General features: G+C 59.8%; 7 protein-coding genes. 4 read left to right on the top strand and 3 right to left on the bottom strand.

Annotation, left to right across the window (positions count from 1 at the left end; all coding sequences use genetic code 11):
• Nucleotides 1–91: 91 nt before the first annotated feature.
• Together AC0IXA_RS25620 and pap are read right to left on the bottom strand one after the other, a co-directional pair.
• A complete protein-coding gene (locus tag AC0IXA_RS25620) occupies nucleotides 92–1,276 on the bottom strand; it encodes a thiolase family protein (protein WP_471814729.1) in 1,185 nt (394 codons plus the stop codon).
• A gap of 103 nt (nucleotides 1,277–1,379) precedes the next feature.
• On the bottom strand, nucleotides 1,380–2,894 hold the full coding sequence (gene pap, locus AC0IXA_RS25615) for a polyphosphate:AMP phosphotransferase (protein WP_016770941.1): 1,515 nt from the start codon (nucleotides 2,892–2,894) through the stop codon (nucleotides 1,380–1,382).
• 219 nt (nucleotides 2,895–3,113) lie between these two features.
• Between pap and mnmC the strand changes: the two genes are divergently transcribed.
• The gene (gene mnmC / locus AC0IXA_RS25610) at nucleotides 3,114–5,093 is read left to right on the top strand and encodes a bifunctional tRNA (5-methylaminomethyl-2-thiouridine)(34)-methyltransferase MnmC2/FAD-dependent 5-carboxymethylaminomethyl-2-thiouridine(34) oxidoreductase MnmC1 (RefSeq protein ID WP_471814728.1); all 1,980 of its coding nucleotides are present in this window, start codon (nucleotides 3,114–3,116) and stop codon (nucleotides 5,091–5,093) included.
• Nucleotides 5,094–5,096: 3 nt separating this feature from the next.
• Here the strand turns inward: mnmC and AC0IXA_RS25605 are convergent, their stop codons facing one another.
• On the bottom strand, nucleotides 5,097–9,923 hold the full coding sequence (locus AC0IXA_RS25605) for an NEL-type E3 ubiquitin ligase domain-containing protein (protein WP_471814727.1): 4,827 nt from the start codon (nucleotides 9,921–9,923) through the stop codon (nucleotides 5,097–5,099).
• A 307-nt stretch (nucleotides 9,924–10,230) separates the two neighbouring features.
• Between AC0IXA_RS25605 and AC0IXA_RS25600 the strand changes: the two genes are divergently transcribed.
• From AC0IXA_RS25600 to ngg, 3 genes are all read left to right on the top strand, one after another.
• Nucleotides 10,231–11,394 (top strand): acyltransferase family protein, encoded by a 1,164-nt coding sequence (locus tag AC0IXA_RS25600; RefSeq protein ID WP_341639332.1) that lies wholly within the window; start codon nucleotides 10,231–10,233, stop codon nucleotides 11,392–11,394.
• A gap of 540 nt (nucleotides 11,395–11,934) precedes the next feature.
• Nucleotides 11,935–13,707 carry an N-acetylglutaminylglutamine amidotransferase gene (locus AC0IXA_RS25595; RefSeq protein WP_471814726.1) on the top strand — a complete coding sequence of 591 codons (1,773 nt, stop codon included), beginning with the start codon at nucleotides 11,935–11,937 and terminating at the stop codon, nucleotides 13,705–13,707.
• Nucleotides 13,708–13,710: 3 nt separating this feature from the next.
• Entirely contained in the window at nucleotides 13,711–15,456 is a 1,746-nt protein-coding gene (ngg, locus tag AC0IXA_RS25590; RefSeq protein ID WP_243240963.1) for an N-acetylglutaminylglutamine synthetase, read from the top strand.
• Nucleotides 15,457–15,543: the final 87 nt, after the last annotated feature.

The following is a 15,543-nucleotide window of genomic DNA, read 5'->3' as shown; positions in this document are numbered from 1 at the left end:
CAGCGTCAGATGTGTATAAGAGACAGGGGGAATACCGTCACCTGTGGGAGCGAGCCTGCTCGCGAAGGGGCCTGAACAGGCAACCAATCCTTTAGCGCACCGCCTCAAACAACCCGCTCGCCCCCATCCCGCCACCCACGCACATGGTGACGATGCCGTAGCGCAGATTGCGCCGCTGCAATTCCCGGATCAAATGCCCGACCTGACGCGAGCCGGTCATGCCGAACGGGTGGCCGATGGAAATCGAGCCGCCATTGGCGTTGTACTTGTCGTTGTCGATCTCCAGCCGGTCGCGGCTGTACAGGCACTGCGAAGCGAACGCCTCGTTCAATTCCCACAGATCGATATCCGCCACTTGCAACCCCTTGGCCTTGAGCAGTTTCGGCACCGAGAACACCGGGCCGATGCCCATTTCGTCCGGCTCGCAGCCGGCGACGGTGAAGCCACGGAAAAACGCTTTCGGCTTGAGCCCCAGCTCCAGCGCTTTGTCCAAGCTCATCACCAGTGTCATCGAGGCACCGTCGGACAGCTGCGAGGAATTGCCCGCCGTCACCGAACCGTCGTCGGCGAACACCGGTTTCAAACCGGCAAGGCTTTCGTACGTGGTGTCCGGGCGGTTGCAGTCGTCGCGCTCGACGACGCCGTCGACAATCTGCACTTCGCCGCTGTTCTTGTCCTCGACCCGGTATTTCACCGCCATCGGCACGATTTCATCATCGAACAAACCCGCAGCCTGGGCCTGGGCCGTGCGGATCTGGCTTTGCAGCGCATAGCGATCCTGCGCTTCGCGGCTGACGCCGTAACGTCGTGCCACCACTTCGGCGGTCTGGCCCATGGTGTAGTAGATGCCGGGAGTCTGTTGCTTGAGCAGCGGGTTGATCAGGTGATCGGTGTTGACGCTTTTCAGGGTCAGGCTGATCGACTCAACGCCGCCGGCGACGATGATGTCGCTGCAACCGGAGGCGATCTGGTTGGCGGCAATCGCAATCGCCTGCAAGCCCGAGGAACAGAAACGGTTGAGGGTCATGCCGGCGGTGCCGGTGCCCAGGCGCGACAGTACCGCGACGTTGCGGCCGATGTTGTAGCCCTGCGCGCCCTCGTTGGATCCGGCGCCGACGATGCAGTCCTCGACGCTGGCCGGGTCGATATCGTTGCGGGTCAGCAGGGCATTGACGCAGTGGGCCGCCATGTCATCGGGGCGGGTCTGGTTGAACTTGCCGCGAAAGGATTTGGCCAGGCCGGTCCGCACGCTGTCGACGATCACCACTTCACGCATGGCATACCTCATTGTTGTTGTCGGTTGAAAGTGGACCTGAGCATAAGTCCACCTTCTTACCGACCGCGAGGATCATTCACCCGGCGTATGCGCGGCCATCGCTTCAATCCTTGTGCTTTTTGGCCTTCTTGTCGGATTTCTCGAACGCGTCTTCCAGCGCGCGGTTGATGGTGCGCAACACTTTCACCCGTGCCCAGCGTTTGTCGTTGGCCTCGACCAGCGTCCACGGCGCGATCTCGGTGCTGGTGCGATCAACCATGTCGCCGACCGCCCGGCGATAGTCGTCCCACTTTTCCCGGTTGCGCCAGTCGTCCTCGGTAATCTTGAAGCGCTTGAAGGAAATCTCTTCGCGCTCCTGAAAGCGCTCCATCTGCGTGTCCTTGTCGATAGCCAGCCAGAACTTGACGACGATGACGCCGGCATCGGCCAGTTGCTCTTCGAAGTCATTGATTTCGCCATAGGCGCGCAGCCAGTCGGCCGGGGTGCAGAAGCCTTCGATCCGCTCGACCAGCACCCGCCCGTACCAGGAGCGGTCGAATACGGTGAATTTGCCCCGCGCCGGAAGGTGTCGCCAGAACCGCCACAGGTAGGGTTGCGCGCGCTCTTCTTCGGTGGGCGCGGCGATCGGCACGATGCTGTACTGACGCGGATCGAGCGCGGCTGCCACGCGGCGAATCGCCCCGCCCTTGCCCGCCGCGTCGTTACCCTCGAACACCGCCACCAGCGCATGGCGGCGCATGCGTTTGTCGCGCATCAGCCCGGACAGACGCGCCTGTTCGGTGATCAGTTGTTCTTCATAGTCTTTCTTGTCCAGACGCTGGGTCAGGTCGAGGCTGTCGAGCAGGTTCAACTGATCGACCGGCGTGCCCAGCGGCGCGGCACTGACTTCGTGGGGATTGACGTCGGCGCGCTTGAGCGCACTTTGCAGGCCTTCGAGGAGAATCTTGCCCACCGCCAGGCTGCGGTAATTGGCATCGACGCCTTCGATGACATGCCACGGCGCGTAATCGCGGCTGGTGCGGCGCAACACCCGCTCGCCGTATTTGACGAACTTGTCGTAGGTCTGCGACTGCTGCCAGTCCAGCGGACTGATGCGCCAACTGTGCAACGGGTCGTCGGCCAGCGATTTGAGCCGCGCTTTCATCTGCTTCTTGGACAGGTGAAACCAGAACTTGAAGATCAGCGCGCCTTCATCGCAGAGCATTTTTTCCAGACGCTCGGCGCCGGCGATGGCCTGATCCAGACGCGGATCCTTGAACAGTCCGTGCACCCGGCCCTGGAGCATCTGGCTGTACCAGTTGCCGAAGAAAACCCCCATTCGCCCTTTGGCCGGCAGCATGCGCCAGTAGCGCCACGCCGGTGGCCGCGCGAGTTCTTCATCGGTCTGCTGGTCGAAGGTGCGCACTTCGATCAGGCGCGGGTCCATCCATTCATTGAGCAGCTTGACCGTCTCGCCCTTGCCCGCCCCTTCGATGCCGTTGATCAGGATGATCACCGGAAAGCGCTTCTGCTGCTGCAACTCGAACTGCGCTTCCAGCAAGGCTTCACGCAGCGCAGGGACCGCCGCCTCATAAGTATCTTTGTCGATGGCGTGACCGATTTCAGCGGATTCAAACATGGGACGGCTCCTTCCAGGGTTCAGCAAGACTAGCGGATGATTGCAGCACCTGAACAGATCGCAGTCTTCGGCAGCTCCAAATGCGTTTCCCTGTAGGAGCTGCCGAAGGCTGCGATCTTTTGACATTTTCCCTGACACGCCCAAATCTCGTCTTGTGCTGGATCAGGCAGCTCGCGCGTGATCGGCTAGAATGGCCGCCTTGTGTTTGCCGAGCCTGCCATGAAAGCCGAAATGCCCCACGCCCAACTCGACTGGGACGACCAGGGACGCCCACGATCGCGGGTGTTCGATGACGTGTACTTTTCCGACCAATCGGGGCTGGAGGAAACCCGTTACGTGTTTCTTGAGCAGAACCGTTTGGCCGAACGCTTCGCTGCGCTGCCGGCGGATGGACGTCTGGTCATTGGCGAAACCGGCTTCGGCACCGGGCTGAATTTTCTCTGTGCCTGGCAGCTGTTCGAACAACACGCAGTGGCCGGCGCACGCCTGCATTTTGTCAGCGTCGAGAAGTACCCGCTGGCGCCTGCGGATCTGCGTCGGGCCTTGGCACTGTGGCCGGAACTCAGGCCGTTGGCCGATCAGTTGCTCAGGCACTACGTGGCGATTCATCAAGGCTTTCAGCGCATTACTTTGGCCGAAGGTCGAGTGACGCTGACCTTGCTCATCGGCGATGCGCTGGAGCAACTGCCGCAACTCGATGCGCAGATCGACGCGTGGTTTCTCGACGGTTTCGCCCCGGCGAAAAATCCGGACATGTGGACTGCCGAGCTGTTCGTCGAGCTGGCACGTCTGGCTGCGCCGGGCTCGACCATCAGCACCTTCACCAGCACCGGTTGGGTCCGGCGTCTGCTCAACGCTGCCGGGTTCAAGATGAAGCGCACACCGGGCATCGGCCACAAGTGGGAAATCCTGCGTGGCGAATTTCTCGGTTGGCCCGCCGAGGTGGCGGCGCCCATACCGGCGAAACCCTGGTTCGCCCGCCCTGCTCCGTTGTGCGGTGAACGCCGGGCGCTGGTGATCGGCGCCGGCCTGGCCGGCTGCGCGACGGCGTCGAGTCTGGCGGCGCGCGGCTGGCAAGTGAGTCTGCTGGAGCGTCACGCGGCCGTCGCGCAAGAAGCCTCGGGCAACCCGCAGGGCGTGCTCTATCTCAAGCTGTCCGCCCATGGCACTGCCTTGTCGCAGTTGATCGTCAGCGGCTTCGGTTACACCCGGCGCCTGCTGGAAAGCCTGCAACGCGGCAGCGACTGGGATGACTGCGGCGTGCTGCAACTGGCGTTCAATGCCAAAGAAGCCGAGCGCCACGGGCAACTGGCGGCGGCGTTTCCTGAAGATCTCTTGCAGTGGCTGGAACAGCCGCAAGCGCAGGCTCGCGCCGGTGTCGGCGTGGCTCATGGCGGCTTGTTCTACCCCGAAGGCGGCTGGGTGCATCCGCCGGCGTTATGTCAGGCCCAGGCGACCCACACCAACATTGAGTTGCTCAGCCATCACGAAGCTTTGGAACTGCGCAAAGTCGCAGACCTGTGGCAAGCCTTCGACGGCGAACGTTTGCTCGCCAGTGCGCCGGTGGTGATCCTGGCCGGAGCCGCCGAAATCAAACGTTTTGCCCAGAGTGCAGAATTGCCGCTCAAGCGTATTCGCGGGCAGATCACGCGTCTGGCTGAGACTGCAGACAGTCGTGCGCTGGCCACCGTGGTGTGCGCCGAGGGCTACGTCGCCCCGGCGCGTCTGGGCGAGCACACCCTGGGCGCCAGTTTCGACTTCAACAGCGACGACCTGACGCCCACGAGTGCCGAGCACCAAGGCAATCTGACGATGCTCGAAGAAATTTCCAGCGACCTGCTGACCCGCCTCAACACCAACGAGCAGCCACTGGAGAATCTTGAGGGCCGCGCCGCCTTCCGCTGCACCAGCCCCGATTACCTGCCGATTGTCGGTCCGCTCGCTGATCTGCAAACCTTCAATCAAACCTACGCAGCGTTGAGCAAAGACGCCCGGCAAGTGCCGGACCTCGCCTGCCCGTGGCTCGACGGTCTGTACGTCAACAGCGGCCACGGTTCTCGCGGACTGATCACCGCGCCGCTGTCCGGCGAGCTGCTCGCCGCGTGGCTGGACAACGAGCCGCTGCCGTTGCCGCGCAGCGTAGCCGAAGCCTGTCATCCCAACCGTTTCGCGTTAAGGCAGTTGATTCGCGGCAAGTGAATTTCACGTATCGGGCATTTCGCAGATGCCCAGATCCATCAGCCGTATCGCGTCTTCCGTCAGGCTCTTGAACAGCACGTCTTCAGCCTGGTCCTTTTCCAGCTTGAGTGCCTGGTTCTGACTTAAATAATCGCCAGAGGGCAGCGTATCCTTCTTGTCGAACAGTGCGCTCATTTGCGGGTCGTACGCGTCATCGATCAGCGCAAACTTGCGGACAAATGTGCGTCGCAGATAGTCACGCCAGAACGTGCGCCCCTGCATGTAATCCAGCCATTGCGGGGAAAGTTCGGCGGTCAGAACGCGATTTTTTGCCACTTCAAGATCCGCGGCCGTCACGCCACTCTGGGCACTGAACAGCATATCTTTCGGTTGACCGCGCAGCCCCAGCTCATCGGTCAGACCGATGCGATAAGCAAGGTTCATTTCCAGCGCATCGACCTCTGGAGCCCGGAGCGAATGCTCCCGGGCGATTTCTTCCAGCTTGTCCAGCCTGAACAGACTGCGACCCAGTTCCAACAGAGCCTTGGCTGTTACCCTGCGACCACTTGCGGCGCTGCTTACCCGCTCCACTTCTACTGCGACTTCAAGGCGACTGAAAACAAGCGCCGCGTTATCGGTGCAATGAAGCGGATCGGCCGCGATGTCGAGCAGTTGACGACCCAGTGGCTCGTCAGCTTCCGCCGCCTTCAGTACCGCCCAGACGCGTCGCTGCATGTCAGCGCTGCCCAGTTTGCCGTCCGCCGTATCACCCAGTTGCGCCAGCAAAGTGAACAAGCCATCGGCCGTCTGATCGCTACGCAATGCCGCCCAGATGCGCGACTGCTCTGCCCACTCTTCGCCACTGACCTTGGTCAACCAGAGCGAGCGCGCCGTTTGCTCGTTCATCCGTGCGATGTCATCGGGGAGGTAGTCCATACCGATGCCGAAATTATCGCGATAGTTTTCCAGATGCGTTTTGCTGCGTTCGGAAAAAGGATTCAGTCCCAGCTTGAGTGCGCTGGTGAAATGGCGTGTTTTCTGGAATAACCAGTCGGGCAGCTCTTTGATTTTATTCCCGGTCAGGTTCATCAATTCAATGTGGACGGAATTGGACAGGCCTTCTGGCAGTTCCGTGATGCCGGTTTCTTGCAGGGACAAGCGGCGCAGTTGCGTCATTTGACTGAAATCCGGGGTGGCGCCCAACGGATTCTTGTCCAGATTCAGGTAGCGCAACGTGCTCAGCCTGTTCAGCTTCGCCAGTGTCTGCTCGGTGAGCTTGAGCTGATTGTTTGCCAGGCTCAGCCGTTGCAGACGCGGCATGTGCGACAACACTTCAGGCAACCGGGTGATCGTGTTGCTGCCCAGTTCCAGTAGCTCGAGCTGTTTGAAGGACTTGAGGAAGTGCGCGACATCATCACCCAGCGCCATGTTCCGCATCGACAATTGCTCTATGTGGTCGAAGCTCACCGACGGCGGCAATGTTGGCACCTTACCGATGCGCATGCCGTCAAGATCGAGGGTACAGAGGTTCTTTCCCTCCTCGTTGGCGGCCCAATGAAAGCGTCGAAACGCTTCCTCGATCAGCTCGGCAGCCATTTTCCGACTGTGCCGCGCTTCGGCCAGATCGCCCCCCATGGCTTGCAGCGCGGCGCCATCTTCACTCCAGACAAACAGCGCGTCACGCAGGGTTTGCAGATCCTGACGCAGGGCTTTGATCCGGGTCGCACGGCTCAACGGATCATCACCCAGTTCGTTGAGCAATTGATTGAGCTGCGGCTCGCTCAGACGCGGATAAAGCCTGCGGGCTTTGCGCAGCAGTTTGCGTGAATGGCCAGCCACGGGGACCTGATCGCCTTGCACACAGGCCGGCTCGACGGGAAGTGACTCCGTACTGCCGCCGCGCAATGCCCGCGCAGTGAACTCGCGTTCGTCGAGGGCAACGTTGAGCAGCTTTTTGCGTAACTGTTGCGTACTGACCTGTCCGGTATCGGCAAACCCGAGTGCTGCCCGCTGACGTGGCGGCAATGCCTTGAGGATGGCCATGTACAAAGCGTCGGGGCCGGATGCCACCTTGCCCAAGGATTTTTTGTCGCCGCCAAACGCCTCATAGCCCTGCGTGGTTTTCACCAGATAACCGGTATTTTCCGAAGTCGCCGACGCATCGCCGATGTCTTCGAGGATCGGTCCGGTCAAGGCCTTGTCGCGCATTTGCAGACGCAGCTGCGCGTTCCAGCCGCTCAGGCGCGGCAGTAATTTCATGGCCAGGCTGTCGGTGTCAGCATTGGCCAGCCACGACCAGTGCAACCCGCTCAGCGCCCGGTCAAGCCGCACCTCGGCAACACCGGCCCGCGTCCGCTGCCCCAGCCGCAAGGGCGCGCTCCCGGTCGAGCGCAAGTGCAGGCGCTCGACAGTCGAGGCACGGTCGATCAGCCTTTGACCATGGCGCGCCGGAATGTCGGCGAAGACCTGGCGTAATTTGCCCAGGTCCTGCGCGTCACTGTGGTCATAGCGCTTGTACATCCGCTCGAACGCCGCGCGGTAATCGGACTTGAGCGCAGCACCGAGTTTTTTCGCCAGCGCAGGTGCTTGCGTGCTTTTTGCGACTTTGCCGCCGAGCAAGGCCTCGACTTCATGCTCGTAAAGACCATCGATGACGGTTTGCAGCAAGCGCCCGAGTGCCAACTGACCTTGGGTGACCGGCACTCCCAAGGTATCGTCGAGCGTGGTGTTTGCTGGGTAAGTGGTTTCGACGTCTCCCTCATGACCGATCACCTCAAGGTACCGGTCAGTCGGCCAGCCCGGCAGTTTCGTCAAGGCATGCATCTGTTCTTCAAGAGGCTGCTCGGAGTGGATCTCGCCGTTTTCCAGTTCCGTGGTCAACTCACGAAACTGGCGCTCGATGCGCACGCGCTCGACGGTATCGCGCAGGCGTACAGGCAGGCTCAGATTGTCGTTGAAGGTTTCCAGCAAGGTCTGCTGCGAGGTGTTGCTCAGCCGGCGAAGGATATCCAGATCGCTGTCAGCAAATTCGCTCAACTGCGGATCGATGCGCTTGAGCGTGTAGGCGCTGCTGCCCCATTCTTCGGGCTCTTCAGCGGGTAAGCGCCAGCCACCCTCGACGTGGCGGATCAGTTCCGGAGCATAGGCTTGGGCGCGTGCGGGGTGTTCCAGGCGCCAGTGCTGAGTGTCGATATCAAAGTTGCCAGCCAACAGGCGATGCTCGAGGCGGCCGATGGTCTTGTTGCCGATCTGGTAGAACTCCTTTGAACCGGCACCGATGGTGAATCCGGCCGGCAAAGCATGCTCGTACGGGCTCAAATCAGGCTTCCACAGGCGCGGCTTGCCTGCCCGATCAAGAATCGCGGTGAACTGCGCGAAGAACTCCGGATGCGCACGCAGGAGCTTTTTGCCCAGTGTTCCCAGCGCCTTCTGAGCGCCGGCAAAAACGCCCATCAATGCGATGTTCTCTACCACACTGAGCAGATGTGACAGCGCCTCTTGATGATCACCACGGCGCCAGTCCTCGACGCCGTCGTACACTTCACCGAGCAACTGCCCGACCGCGACGCCCATCATCAATTGTCCCAGGACCGGCACGAACAGCCCTGCCACCGACGCCACGGTCACCCCGCGTTGAATGAAATCCAACAGACGTTTCTGTCGGATCTCTTCATCGATATCAGCGGTTGGCACCGCCAGTTTGCGCGCGTCGATCTGCAATTTTCCGACATGGCTTTGCACCATGAAATCGAAAAGCGGCACATCGATCGGCCAATGCTCGACGACGCCCAGGTCAGGCTTTTCAGCTAACGCCTTGAAGAAGTCCGCCTTGTCATCTTCATCCAGGCTGCCGGCGAAATACTCCTGATATTCCGTGCTTTTGAGTTGTTGCGCGAGGTAGCGCTTGAACGCGTTGAAACTCGGGTACTCATACACGGCGCGCTCGGGCTCGCCGGGCATATACACCATGCATCCATCCTCAGGGTGCTGTTCCACGGAGCGTTTGGAAAATACGACGACGCCCCAAACGCAGCTGTCGAGGATTCTGACGCCCTGCATGATCATCGGGTCTTTGCCGTAGCGCAGGTTTTGCGCCGAAGCGACGCCCTCGGCCAGCATCAGATCCTGCAGCATGCGCAAACCTGCCGCGGTGATATCGCCCTTGAGCTGCGCAGGATGAGCGTCCAGCTCCAGCAGCGATTGCTTCAATGCGGCGATATCGCGAGTCATGGCACTGGTGGCTACGACTTTGCCGCAGTCATCACGCAGACCGAACACTTGCTGCAGATGCTCCTGGTATTTCTTGCCCAGATCCAGCTTGCGGCACAACGCTGCGAACGCTGCCGGCGTCAGATCTTTCACGCCAGCGGGCACACTTTTGACGCGCACCAGACTGCCGGCGGGGAAACCATCGGCCTGCTCCTCGTCTTCGGTGAAATTCTGCATGGCTGCTTGCAACAGGGTCTGCGTCGCGTGTTCGACCAAGTCGATATCGGCCTGATCCGTCGCCTTCCCATCGCAGCCGCAATCGACGCCCGGCAGACTGAGCACATCCTCGCCCACGTCATAGGACGCTGGCCATTTCTCGTTCAGCGCGGCGTTGAGTTCGCTGATGCAGAAGCTGTGCAATGGTTTGAGCCGGGTCAGATCCTTGTCGACTTTTACTTGCAGGGTGTGCAATTCACGATTGATTTCATCCAGCTTGTTCAGCGTGGCCGCAGAAGCCGTGAGCAGATACGCCGGCAAGCTTTTTTCCAGGCTTTCAGCGGTATCGAGATCACCGGTAGCGTCGTACAGGGTGCTCAGGACCGAGTCCTGAGTCTGCGGATGGGTCTTGTCTTGGCTGGGCATGGCAATAGTCCTTTATTGCGATTCGAACCCTCGACTCTAGCGGTACCGGACGGCCAGTAACAGTTCAAATTCCTGCGCAGAATCCGCGCAGATCAAACGTGTTTTTGTATGGAAAAAATAGCCCTGCATCACACGGCAAGCCCCAACCGTACTGGCATTCAGCGCAACCCGTATACCCGGCTGTTCAGAGACATCAGGGAGCGTCGACAGCTGCCAGGGTTGGATAGTGGCATTTTAAAATGCAACATCGTCCATTTAGAGCGGCGCTAAGGTAGAATTGCGGCCATACACTCAATGGACAGCTGCGATGTTGCAACCTAACAAAAAAAGCGGAAATATACCGGCGCTTACCGGACTGAGGTTCTTCGCGGCCCTGATGGTTTTTTTCTCTCACTTCCCGATCAAAACGCAAAATCAAAATATTTTACTACTGCAAACTTCCGGATTTAATGGCGTTACTTTTTTCTTCGTTCTCTCAGGCTTTATAATTGCGTACAACTATCTGGAGCGATTTGAGTCACGGCCATTGCAATCAACACCACGCTTCTTGCTTTCAAGATTCGCCAGGATATATCCGCTGTACGCTCTTATAATAATTTTTTCCTGGATGAATTCGGGTGGCTCCATTCCAATCGCGCCGTACCTCACCGCAACTCAGGCATGGAGTGGAGATCTGTTTGTCGCTATGGGGCTAAACAGCCCGTCATGGAGCATCAGCGTCGAGGTGTTCCTGTACTTATTGTTTCCGTTTCTGATTCCAGCACTTAAAGCAGTTGGAATTTCCACCGACCGATACAAACTGATGATAGCCGCGACGCTCATAGTTGTCGCTCAAATCGCTATTGCAATCTACTTTTCAGCACCTGAGCGCGCCGGTCTCGTGGCCACCGAACCAGGATCTTCGCATCGCTGGCTATACCGAGGGCCGGCGTACAGATCTCTCGACTTTATGCTGGGAATACTCGCGGCGATTTATTATCAGCGTTTTTTCAAACCGACACGAACAACCAATTACATGTGGAGCGCGCTAACTTACGCATGTATCGCTTATATATTCACACTGGCAACTTCTTTGACCGTTGCCGGCAGTGCTTTCAAGTGGGACGCCGCTTACGCTGTCCCGTACACGTTACTCATACTGAGTATCGTCATCTCCAACAAAACCCACGTAGCCCGATTCCTTTCCGGGGAAAAGATCGTTCTACTAGGCGAAGCATCGTACGCCTTGTATTTGATCCATGTTCTCCTTGGTGCGATGTACATACCTCATACTGGTGAATCGATGTTTTTTGTCATACTTCACCAGGCTTTATTTCTAGGAGGTGTCATCAGCATATCCGTCGGCCTGCATCTGTGCATTGAAAAGCCTTGCCAACAGATGATTCTCAAACTGTTTAGAAAAAAAGATCTCAGCCGATACATGCCACCCTCAGATACGATCCCGACAACGAAGTCGATCAACGCAAAATGACATTTCCGGGGCTGTATCCAACGGCCCCACGGCGGTCGTTCGCTGGGTCCGGGAGTACGGCCATTTTCGCTCCCGCGTGGTCGCAACCGAAGGGGACGGACGCGTCGCGGGAAGTTTTATTGAACGATCGCGCTCTGCAGGTACTCGAAAAAGCCAGACCTACTACGGCGGCGCGCTCTGATGACGTTTTCGCGCCGAAAGGTTCGGGTGATAGATCAGAGCTGCACATCCGTTCCGAAACAGGGGCCAAGCGCCACTGGTTGAAGGGGCTGCGGCAGGCGAAGATTCAGTATCGCCAGATGCATAACATCAGGCACACCTGATCGTGATATGCGTGATGTGCGGGGATATGGGAATCGTTACCTTGCAGCTCAGACGCAGTGCCCAGGTTCTGCTTTCAACCGATGCCGGGCGAATCAGCTTTGCGAGTGACCTCGCGGAACATGAAAAAGCCGGATTTATCAAAAAAACGGTACAGCATTGGTACCTGATTCGCGGTAAATACGCTTGACCCCCGCAGACACAAGGCCTTTTTGGATTATGTGCGGATTAGCTGGCGAGTTACGTTTTGATCAACAACCTGCAGACCTTGCAGCGATCGAGAGAATCACCCATCACCTGGCCCCTCGCGGCCCTGACGCGTGGGGCTTCCATGCCCAAGGGCCGATTGCCCTGGGTCATCGACGCCTGAAAATCATGGACCTGTCGGACGGCTCGGCGCAGCCGATGATCGACAGCCAACTGGGCCTGTCCCTGGCGTTCAACGGTGCGATCTACAACTTCCCGGAACTGCGCGCAGAGCTTGAAGCACTGGGTTATGCCTTCTATTCGGGTGGCGACACCGAAGTGCTGCTCAAGGGTTATCACGCCTGGGGCGAGGCACTGCTGCCGAAACTCAACGGCATGTTCGCCTTCGCCATCTGGGAGCGCGATGCCAAGCGTCTGTTCATCGCCCGCGACCGTCTCGGCGTCAAGCCGCTGTACCTGTCGCGAACCGGCCAACGCCTGCGCTTCGCTTCGGCATTGCCGGCATTGCTCAAGGGCGGCGATATCAACCCGATTCTTGATCCGGTGGCGCTCAATCACTATCTGAATTTCCATGCGGTGGTGCCTGCGCCGCGCACCTTGCTGGCCGGTATTGAAAAACTGCCGCCGGCCACCTGGATGCGCGTTGAAGCCGATGGCGGCACCGAGCAGAAAACCTGGTGGACCCTGCCCTACGGCCCAAATGAAGACGAGAAAAACCTCAATCTGGAAGACTGGGTCGATCGCGTCCTCGGCAGCACCCGCGAAGCAGTGGCGATCCGTCAGCGTGCGGCAGTGGATGTCGGTGTGTTGCTTTCGGGCGGTGTCGATTCGAGCATGCTCGTCGGCCTGTTGCGCGAAGTCGGCGTAGAAAATCTGTCGACCTTCTCCATTGGTTTCCAGGATGCCGGCGGCGAGCGCGGCGACGAATTCCAGTATTCGGACCTGATCGCCAAGCACTACGGCACCCGCCACCACCAGTTGCGCATCGACGAGAAAGAAATCATCGAGCAACTGCCCGCCGCCTTCCGCGCAATGAGCGAACCGATGGTCAGCCATGACTGCATCGCGTTCTATCTGTTGTCCCGTGAAGTGGCCAAGCACTGCAAAGTGGTGCAGAGCGGCCAAGGCGCAGACGAACTGTTTGCCGGTTACCACTGGTATCCGCAGGTCGACGGCGCGGCGGACCCATACGCGGCCTACCGCGACGCGTTCTTCGATCGCAGCTACGACGACTACGCGGCGACAGTTCAGCCGAAATGGCTGGTCGATCATGATGCGGCGGGCGACTTCGTCAAACAGCATTTTGCCCAGCCCGGCGCCGATGCTGCCGTGGACAAGGCGCTGCGTCTGGACAGCACGGTGATGCTGGTCGATGACCCGGTCAAACGCGTCGATAACATGACCATGGCCTGGGGCCTGGAAGCGCGTACGCCGTTTCTCGACTATCGACTGGTCGAACTGTCGGCCCGTGTGCCGGGCAAATTCAAGCTGCCCGATGGCGGCAAACAAGTGCTGAAAGAAGCTGCGCGCCGGGTCATTCCAAGCGAAGTGATCGACCGCAAGAAAGGCTACTTCCCGGTGCCGGGTCTCAAGCACTTGCAGGGCGACACACTCAATTGGGTGCGCGAGCTGCTGCTGGATCCGAGCCAGGATCGCGGCCTGTTCAACCCGAGCATGCTCGACAAGCTTTTGACTGATCCGCAAGGCCAGCTGACCCCGTTGCGCGGCTCGAAACTGTGGCAATTGGCAGCCCTGAACCTGTGGCTCAGTGAACAAGGAATCTGATTGATGAAACCCCATGCCACGTCCATCAACCAACGCCTGTTGCGTGGTCAGGCCCCCTCGTATGAACGTTTGCAGGCGCGCCTGGCCGAAGACGGCAGCGAGCTTGCCAGCGCCCCGATTGCCGTGCATTGCGGTTGGGGCCGGCTGCTGATCGGCCACACCTTTCCCGACCCGGCGTCGCTGGCGCAGGAGCTGCTCAACGAGCAACCCGGCGAGCGCGACATCGCCCTGTATGTTGCCGCACCGCAGCAGATTCTCGGCCTGGAGCCGACGCAGCTGTTTCTCGATCCATCCGACACCCTGCGTTTGTGGTTCAGCGATTACCGGCAGGCCACGCGGGTGTTTCGCGGCTTCCGCATTCGTCGTGCGCAGAGCGAAACCGACTGGCAGGGCATCAACCGTTTGTACCAGGCGCGCGGCATGTTGCCGATCGATCAGGAGTTGCTCACCCCGCATCATCAGGGCGGCCCGGTGTACTGGCTGGCGGAAGACGAGGACAGCGGCGCGGTGATCGGCAGTGTCATGGGCCTCAATCATGAAAAAGCCTTCAACGATCCGGAACACGGCAGCAGCCTCTGGTGCCTGGCGGTCGACCCGCATTGCTCACGCCCGGGCGTCGGCGAAGTGCTGGTGCGACATTTGGTCGAACACTTCATGAGTCGCGGCCTGGCTTATCTGGATCTGTCGGTGCTGCACGACAATCGTCAGGCGAAAAACCTTTACGCCAAACTGGGTTTCCGCAACCTGCCGACCTTCGCCATCAAGCGCAAGAACGGCATCAACCAGCCGCTGTTTCTCGGCCCGGGGCCGGAGGCGAATTTCAATCCTTACGCGCGGATCATCGTCGAAGAAGCGCATCGACGCGGTATCGACGTGCAAGTCGATGACGCCGACGCCGGGCTGTTCACCCTTAGCCATGGCGGCCGTCGCGTGCGCTGCCGCGAGTCGCTGAGCGATCTGACCAGTGCGATCAGCATGACCCTGTGCCAGGACAAAAGCCTGACCCACAAGGTGCTCAAGGCCGCAGGCCTGAAACTGCCGGCGCAGCAACTGGCGGGCAATGCCGACGACAACCTGGCCTTCCTTGATGAGCACCAACGGGTGGTGGTCAAGCCTCTCGATGGCGAACAGGGCCACGGCGTCGCGGTGGATCTGCGCACCATCGAAGAGGTGCAAAAGGCTATCGAAACCGCCAAGCAGTTCGACAGTCGCGTGCTGCTGGAAAGCTTCCACGAAGGCCTTGATCTGCGCATCGTGGTGATCGGCTTTGAAGTGGTGGCGGCGGCGATTCGCAAGCCCGCCGAAGTGGTCGGCGATGGTCAGCATTCGATCGGTGCGCTGATCGAAGCACAGAGCCGCCGCCGGCAAGCCGCCACCAGTGGCGAAAGCAAGATTCCGCTGGACCACGAAACCCAACGCACGCTGCATGCTGCCGGTTACGACTACAGCAGCATCCTGCCGGCCGGCGAGCATCTGTTCGTGCGGCGCACGGCCAACCTGCACACCGGCGGGACGCTGGAAGACGTGACCGACATTCTTCATCCAACGCTGGTCGACGCGGCCGTGCGCGCGGCGCGGGCGCTGGATATTCCGATGGTCGGGCTCGATCTGATGGTGCCGGCAGCGGATCAGCCCGAGTACGTGTTCATCGAAGCCAATGAGCGCGCCGGCCTCGCCAACCATGAACCGCAGCCGACGGCGGAGCGCTTTGTCGATCTGTTGTTTCCGCATAGTCAGCCGGCTGTCTGAACCCTTCCTGATCGTTCCCACGCTCTGCGTGGGAACGCCTCATCGGACGCTTCGCGTCCATTCGAGGGACGCAGAGCGTCCCGCGCT

Source organism: Pseudomonas sp. AC083 (assembly GCF_979253165.1).
Note: the sequence above shows the minus strand (reverse complement) of the source record. Positions and strands in the feature narration are given on the sequence as shown.